We start from the raw sequence: 6,720 nt of genomic DNA, 5'->3' as shown, positions 1-6,720 counted from the left end.
GGGATGGTGATGATGGTGGAGCCGCCGGGGCCGGGGGTGGTGGTGACGGGCACGCCGTCCACCGTGGTGGGGGGCGGCGTCGTGCCGCCACCGCCCGGTGCGGGGGCAGACCCTGTGGTGAAGTCGAGTGCGGTGGGGCTGATGATTCCATCGAAATAGTTGCCCGCGCCGTCCTTGACGATCCCGAACTCCGCCAGCAGGTAGTAGCCGGTGTTGTAGGCCAGGTCGCCATGGGGGTTGAGCGTGAGGGTGGTGCCGCTGATGTTCACCGAGCCCCCCAGGCTGCCCTCTCCGTTCGTGACGTTGAACTCCTCGACCACTGAGTTGTCGCTGGTCTTGCGCAGTGTCACCAGGCCTTCTGCGGCCGTAACGTTTTCCGAGAAGGTCAGTGTGAGGTTGCTCGATGCGCTCACTCCCGTGGCATTGTCCAGCGGCATGCTGGACGCCAATGTGGGGGCCAGTGTGTCGATGACGATGGCCTTGTTGGCACCCAGCGAACCGGGCGCCCCCGGGGCCATGAGCGTCAGGTTGGCGGCATTGCCGGCTGCATCCTTGATCGTGCCGCCGTTCAGGGCCAGCGCCGCCGTGCTCTGGAAGTCGAGGTCCGCGCTGTTGTCGCCCGACTGCACGCTGTAGGTGAAGGTCAGCGTGTTGGTGGTGCTGCCGCCCGTATAGCTGGCCACCTTGTCCACAGCGCCCGTCTCCAGGGTGAGTTGCGGTGCGCCGGTGACCGTGACGGCTTCGCTGAAGACCACCTGCACGATGACGGTGCCCCCTGCGTAGCTGCCGTTGGCCTTGGTGGATGTGACCGACGTGACCGTGGGGTTCACGAGGTCCACATTCATGGCGATCAGCTTCGACGCCGTATTGCTGTCGGCAGTGCCATCGTTGGTGGTGAAGCTGACGGTCCGGTTGGCCGTGGCGGGCGTGGTGGACGTATCGGTGTAGGTCACCGAGCGCAGTGCGTTCTGCCACTGGGCCGTGGTGGCGGTGGCACCGGCGGAGGTGAGCGTCAGCACGCCGGTGGCGGCGTTGTAGCTGGCGCTGATGTTACCCATGGTGGCCGGGTTGTTGGTGAAGGCCAGTTCGTCTTCGCCATTCTGGAAGCCGCCGGTGATGGCCACGGTGGCGCTGGCCAGGGTGGCGTTGTCGCCATCGGTCACGGTGAAGCCACTGTCCACCGCCACGGGCGGGTTGATGCCGCTGCCGCCCGCGGTGAAGCTGGTGGAGCCTCCCGAGGTGGTGTTCACCGGTACATCGTTGGCCGCGGCCACGCTCACGGTCTTGGTGCTGGCTGCGCTGTTGGTCGATCCGTCATTGACGACGAAGCTGACGGTGCGGTTGCCGGTGTTGGGGCTGTCCGAGCTGTTGGTGTAGGTCACCGACTGCAGCGCGGCCTGCCACTGCGCCTTCGTGGCCGAGGCGCCGGCCGACGCGAGCGAGAGCACACCCGTGGCGCTGTTGTAGCTGCCACTGATGTTGCCCATGGTGGCGGGGTTGTTGGTGAAGGCCAGTTCGTCTTCGCTGGTCTGGAGGCCGCCGGTGATGGACACCGTGGCGCTGGCCAAGGTGGCGTTGTTCGCATCGGTGACGGTGATGCCACTGTCGACCACCACGGGCGTGCTGGCCACATTGGCGCCTTCGGTGAAGGCGGTGGTGCCACCGCTGGCCGTGGCAATCGGGGTCTGGTTGGTAGCTGCCACCGTGACGGTCTTGGTGGCCGTATTGCCATCGGCCGTGCCATCGTTGGTGGTGAAGCTGATGGTCCGGTTGGTTGTGACGGGCGTGCTGGATGTATCGGTGTAGGTGACCGAGCGCAGCGCGTTCTGCCACTGGGCCGTGGTGGCGGTGGCACCGGCGGAGGTGAGCGTCAGCACGCCGGTGGCGGCGTTGTAGCTGGCGCTGATGTTGCCCATGGTGGCCGGGTTGTTGGTGAAGGCCAGTTCGTCTTCGCCATTCTGGAAGCCGCCGGTGATGGCCACCGTGGCGCTGGCCAGGGTGGCGTTGTCATCGGTCACGGTGAAGCCACTGTCCACTGCCACGGGCGTGCTGGGGGCATTGTCACCGGTGACGAAGGCTGTGTTGCCTCCCGAAGTGGTGTTCACCGGCACATCGTTGGCCGCGGCCACGCTCACGGTCTTGGTGCTGGCTGCGCTGTTGGTCGATCCATCATTGACGACGAAGCTGATGGTGCGGTTGCCGGTGTTGGGCGTGTCCGAGCTGTTGGTGTAGGTCACCGACTGCAGCGCGGCCTGCCACTGCGCCTTCGTGGCCGTGGCGCCGGCCGACGAGAGCGAGAGCACACCCGTGGCGCTGTTGTAGCTGCCACTGATGTTGCCCATGGTGGCCGGATTGTTGGCAAAGGCCAGTTCGTCTTCGCTGGTCTGCAGACCGCCGGTGATGGACACCGTGGCGCTGGCCAGGGTGGTGCTGTCCACGTCGCTGAGCGTGATGCCGGTGTCGACCACCACGGGCGTGCTGGTGACGTTGGCGCCCTCGGTGAAGGCGGTGGTGCCGCCGCTGGCGGTTGCCACGGGCGTATCGTTCGTGCTGGCGATGGTGACGGTCTTGGTTGACGTGTTGCCATCGGCCGTCCCGTCGTTGGTGGTGAAGCTGACGGTGCGGTTGCCGGTGTTGGGCGTCTCGGAACTGTTGGAGTAGGTGACGGAGCGCAGCGCGGCCTGCCACTGGGCCGTTGTGGCCGTGGCTCCGGCGGAGGTGAGCGTCATCACGCCGGTGGCGGCGTTGTAGCTGCCACTGATGTTGCCCATGGTGGCGGGGTTGTTGGTGAAGGCCAGTGCATCCTCACCGTTTTGGAAGCCGCCGGAGATGGACACCGTGGCGCTGGCCAGGGTGGCGTTGTCGCCATCGGTCACGGTGAAGCCGCTGTCCACCGCCACGGGGGTGCTGGCGGCGTTGTTGCCCTCGGTGAAGGCGGTGCTGCCGCCGGAGGCGGTGCTCACTGGCGTGTCGTTGACTGCAGCAACGCTCAAGGTCTTGGTGGCGGCGCTGCTGTTGGCAATGCCATCGTTCACTACGAAGCTGATGGTGCGGTCGCTGGTGTTGGGCGTGTCCGAGTTGTTGGTGTAGGTCACCGACTGCAGCGCGGCCTGCCACTGCGCCTTCGTGGCCGTGGCGCCGGCCGACGAGAGCGAGAGTACACCCGTGCTGCTGTTGTAGCTGCCATTGATGTTGCCCATGGTGGCCGGGTTGTTGGTGAACCCGAGCGCGTCTTCGCTGCTCTGGAAGCCGCCGGTGATGGACACCGTGGCGCTGGCCAGCGTGGTGTTGTCCGTATCGGAGACGGTGATGCCGCTGTCGATGGCCACAGGGGTGCTGGCCACGTTGGCACCTTCGGTGAAGGCCGTGGTGCCGCCGCTGGTAGTGGCAAGGGGGGCGGCGTTGGGTGGAACGGCAGTCGCCACCACGATGTCGTCGATATAGATGGAGATGTCTGCAGCACCGTTTTGCTGCACGATGCGTATTTCGTCTACATACTGCCATTGGGACCCCGACACCGAAACAGTGGTATTGCTGCCATATGCCGGTGCTGTGAAGTTTTGCGTGGCCCCTGGCACTGCGCTGCCATTCAGGTAGCCGACGAGGCGATAGGTGTTGGCACCGGCGCCGTTTTCCACAGTGATGGATACGAATGAAAACTCTTCTCCGCTGGTCGCCTTCAAGACGCCTGCGGCCTGGGTACTGGTGCCACCGCCGTAGGTGCCATTCATGTAGGCGGCTTTGTCGGTTGCGTTGTTGGCCAACGAGGTGTCGCCCGTCAGGCGCGTGACATCCACGTAGCTGCCTGGGTCCAGGTTGCCTGCCGCGTTGAGCAGGGAGAAGGTCCAGTCATTGATGGGGCGGGCGGCCCCGGTGACCCCCTGGCTTCGGCCGGTTCCGTCGACCGTTATGCTGTCGAAGTTTTCGGTGGTGGGCGCTGCCAGGACTCCCCCGTAGGCATCGGGCCCTGTGAGGCTTGCTGCCTCGATCAGACCATGGTGGTGCTCCAGTTGCCATGTGCCACCGAGGTGTGCGGCGCCGATAGGGCGGGTTGACGCCGCCACGTCGGCCCGGGTCGCCAGCGCCAGTGCTTCCACAAAATCGGCGCCTGCTTTGTTGGCGCCCACCTCGCAGCCATACAGCAGAATGTCCCCGCCATCCGCAAGTGCCGCGCCAATACCCGCTAGCGCTGGCGCGTGGTCCTCAAGGTTGGCGCGGGTGAGCCTCAGGCGGCCCAGCAACAGGGCCCCCGGCGCGCCATGGCTGAGCAGGTGGATAGCATGGATGCCGCTGCGCCCCTGCAGGTGCATTGCCATCTGTGCCAAGCCATCGCCCCAGCCATCGAGCACGACCACCTCGGCACCCTCGGGGGCCGCTGCAGCCAGAGACTGCCAATCGTGCAGATCGTTGAAGACAAAAACGATTTGGCTGGCCACAGGGGCGCTTTGAGGCATGTACCGGTCGATGTGCGTGGCCATTGAATAGGCTCCTCTCAGGTTCAGTGGGCTGTTGTCGTTTGGGGTCGGGGCGGTGCACCACGGGTTGGCTGTCCCTGGCGGGAAGCAGGCCCGTTGAGCGGGCTGTTTCAGGGCGCAGCTCGCTGTAATAGGACGATGCGCCCAGTTTTGGGCCGGCAATCCTGGTGCATGTTTCGATTTTTTACCAGAAAGTAAGTTGTCTTACGAAGACTTTGCGGAATTTAGTGCTACCGCAGGCCCCTATTGCGGGCCTTCGCTTGGGCCAGTCTCGACAGTGGCGCGGGGCCGGTCGCGCGGTACTGAGATGCTGGTTCAGTCTCTGAGGAATGGAGCGATGGCATCCGCCGGGCTGCCAAACGCGATGAAAAAACGCAAAAGGCTTCCCGAAGGAAGCCTTTTTGCTTGGGGTGCACCTGCGGCCCGCCTGGGCCGCCGGGTTTACACGCGCTTGCGGTACTCGCCGGTGCGGGTGTCGATTTCGATCTTGTCGCCTTGCGAGACGAACAGGGGCACGGGCACTTCGAAGCCGGTGGCGATCTTGGCGGGCTTCAGGACCTTGCCGGAGGTGTCGCCCTTGACAGCGGGTTCCGTCCAGGTGATTTCGCGCTCGACGCTGGTGGGCAGTTCGACCGAGATGGCCTTGCCGTCGTAGAACACCACTTCGAGGGCCATGCCGTCTTCCAGGTAGTTCAGTGCGTCGCCCATGTTCTCGGCTTCGACTTCGTACTGGTTGTATTCGGTGTCCATGCAGACGTACATGGGGTCGGCGAAGTAGGAGTAGGTGCACTCCTTCTTGTCCAGGATCACGTTGTCGATCTTGTCGTCGGCCTTGAACACGTTTTCGGTGCCGAAGTTGCCGATCAGGCTCTTGAGCTTCATGCGCACGGTGGCTGCGCCGCGGCCGCCACGGGCGTATTCGGTCTTCAGGACGACCATGGGGTCCTTGCCGTGCATGATGACGTTGCCGGCGCGGATTTCTTGAGCGATTTTCATAGCAGTTTGGTTGCTTGGGTTGGGGGCCGCTCAACGCGCTGGCTGCAGGCCCCGGTGGGCTGTGCTGCTGGCCGGCGCATGTTCCGCGGCGGGATTGCGCGGGTGCGGGCACTGGCGCGCCGCGCTGTTATTTGCGCAAAGCCTTGGATTTTACCTTTTTTCCAGCACAAATCCTACCAACTGGTCCACCAGGCTGCTTTGTTGTGCCAGGCGGGCGCGGGCTGCCTGGGTGCAGGCTGTCCATTCGGCCAGCGTTTCACCATCCGGAACCACCAGAGGCCCGTGGCCGGGGATGCCGTTCCACGCGGCGTGGAAGTCGCGCAGCGAGGCCGGGGCCTGCAGCCAGTCGAGAAAGGCCGCCAGCTTGGCATGGTGGGCACCGTCGTCCTGCGGGTAGATGTGCCAGACCAGGGCGCGGCCGGCCCACAGTGCGCGCACCAGCGAATCCTCGCCACGCACGGCGTTGAAGTCGCAGGCGTGGAGCAGGTCGTCAAAACCCTGCTGGTCGGTGGGTTGCAGGTACTGCAGTTGCAGCGCGCCATGCTGTACCGGCAGGGTGGACAGGGCGGCCTGCACCGCCGCCGTGGCGCGCCCGGGCGTGACCAGGAGGCGCGTGGGCACGACGGCGCCGGGCTGCAGGGCCTGGGCCAGCAGGGCGGGCAGGGCGGGTGGCTCGTAGCAGAACAGCGACATCCAGCGCTCAGGCGCCGTGGCCGCTGCGGGCTGGGCCGCGCGCCAGGTGTCCGCAAAGCCGGCGGGGCGCTGGTTCAGCAGCCCCGGCTCGCGCAGCAGGCCGCCAGTGGCGGGGGTGAAGCCGGGGTAGAAGAACCAGCGCGTCCAGCCCCGGGCGGGGCCGGACATCACGAGCGAGGGCAGGCGGTGGTTGCGCTCCACATAGGCCTCGGCCGACAGGTATTCGAGGTTGATCCATGCCGGCTGGCGGTCGGGAGCCCGCCCAACGGCCCAGGCCAGGAAGGCCTCGGGGATCTCGCAGCCAAAGGCCTCGACCAGCACACCGGGTGCGGCCTCGTGCGCGGCGGGCAACTCGCCGCCCCAGGGGCGCAGTTCCACGCCCGGGTGGCCGGCCGGCGCCATCCAGGCCAGGGCCGAGGCATCGTCCACCCACAGGCGCACGCGTTCACCGCGCGCGGCCAGCTGGCTGGCCAGGCGCCAGCAGACGCCAATGTCGCCGTAGTTGTCGATGACCTGGCAGAACACATCCCACTGCAGGGGGGCTGTCATGGCGCTG

3 protein-coding genes are annotated in these 6,720 nt (G+C 65.9%); all 3 read right to left on the bottom strand.

The window, feature by feature from the left end:
* A partial coding sequence (locus HNP48_RS32145; protein ID WP_184865105.1) for a DUF4347 domain-containing protein occupies positions 1-4,478 on the bottom strand: 4,478 nt, incomplete at its 3' end.
* Between the two features lie 438 nt (positions 4,479-4,916).
* The gene (efp, locus tag HNP48_RS32140; protein WP_056661144.1) at positions 4,917-5,471 is read right to left on the bottom strand and encodes an elongation factor P; all 555 of its coding nucleotides are present in this window, start codon (positions 5,469-5,471) and stop codon (positions 4,917-4,919) included.
* 150 nt (positions 5,472-5,621) lie between these two features.
* Entirely contained in the window at positions 5,622-6,713 is a 1,092-nt protein-coding gene (gene earP, locus HNP48_RS32135; protein ID WP_184865103.1) for an elongation factor P maturation arginine rhamnosyltransferase EarP, read from the bottom strand.
* Positions 6,714-6,720 lie beyond the last annotated feature (7 nt).

The sequence above is a fragment of the Acidovorax soli genome (genome assembly GCF_014207955.1).
Lineage (GTDB): Bacteria > Pseudomonadota > Gammaproteobacteria > Burkholderiales > Burkholderiaceae_C > Acidovorax > Acidovorax soli_A.
The sequence above is the reverse complement of the archived record's forward strand: the minus strand, read 5'-3'. Positions and strand labels throughout refer to the sequence as shown.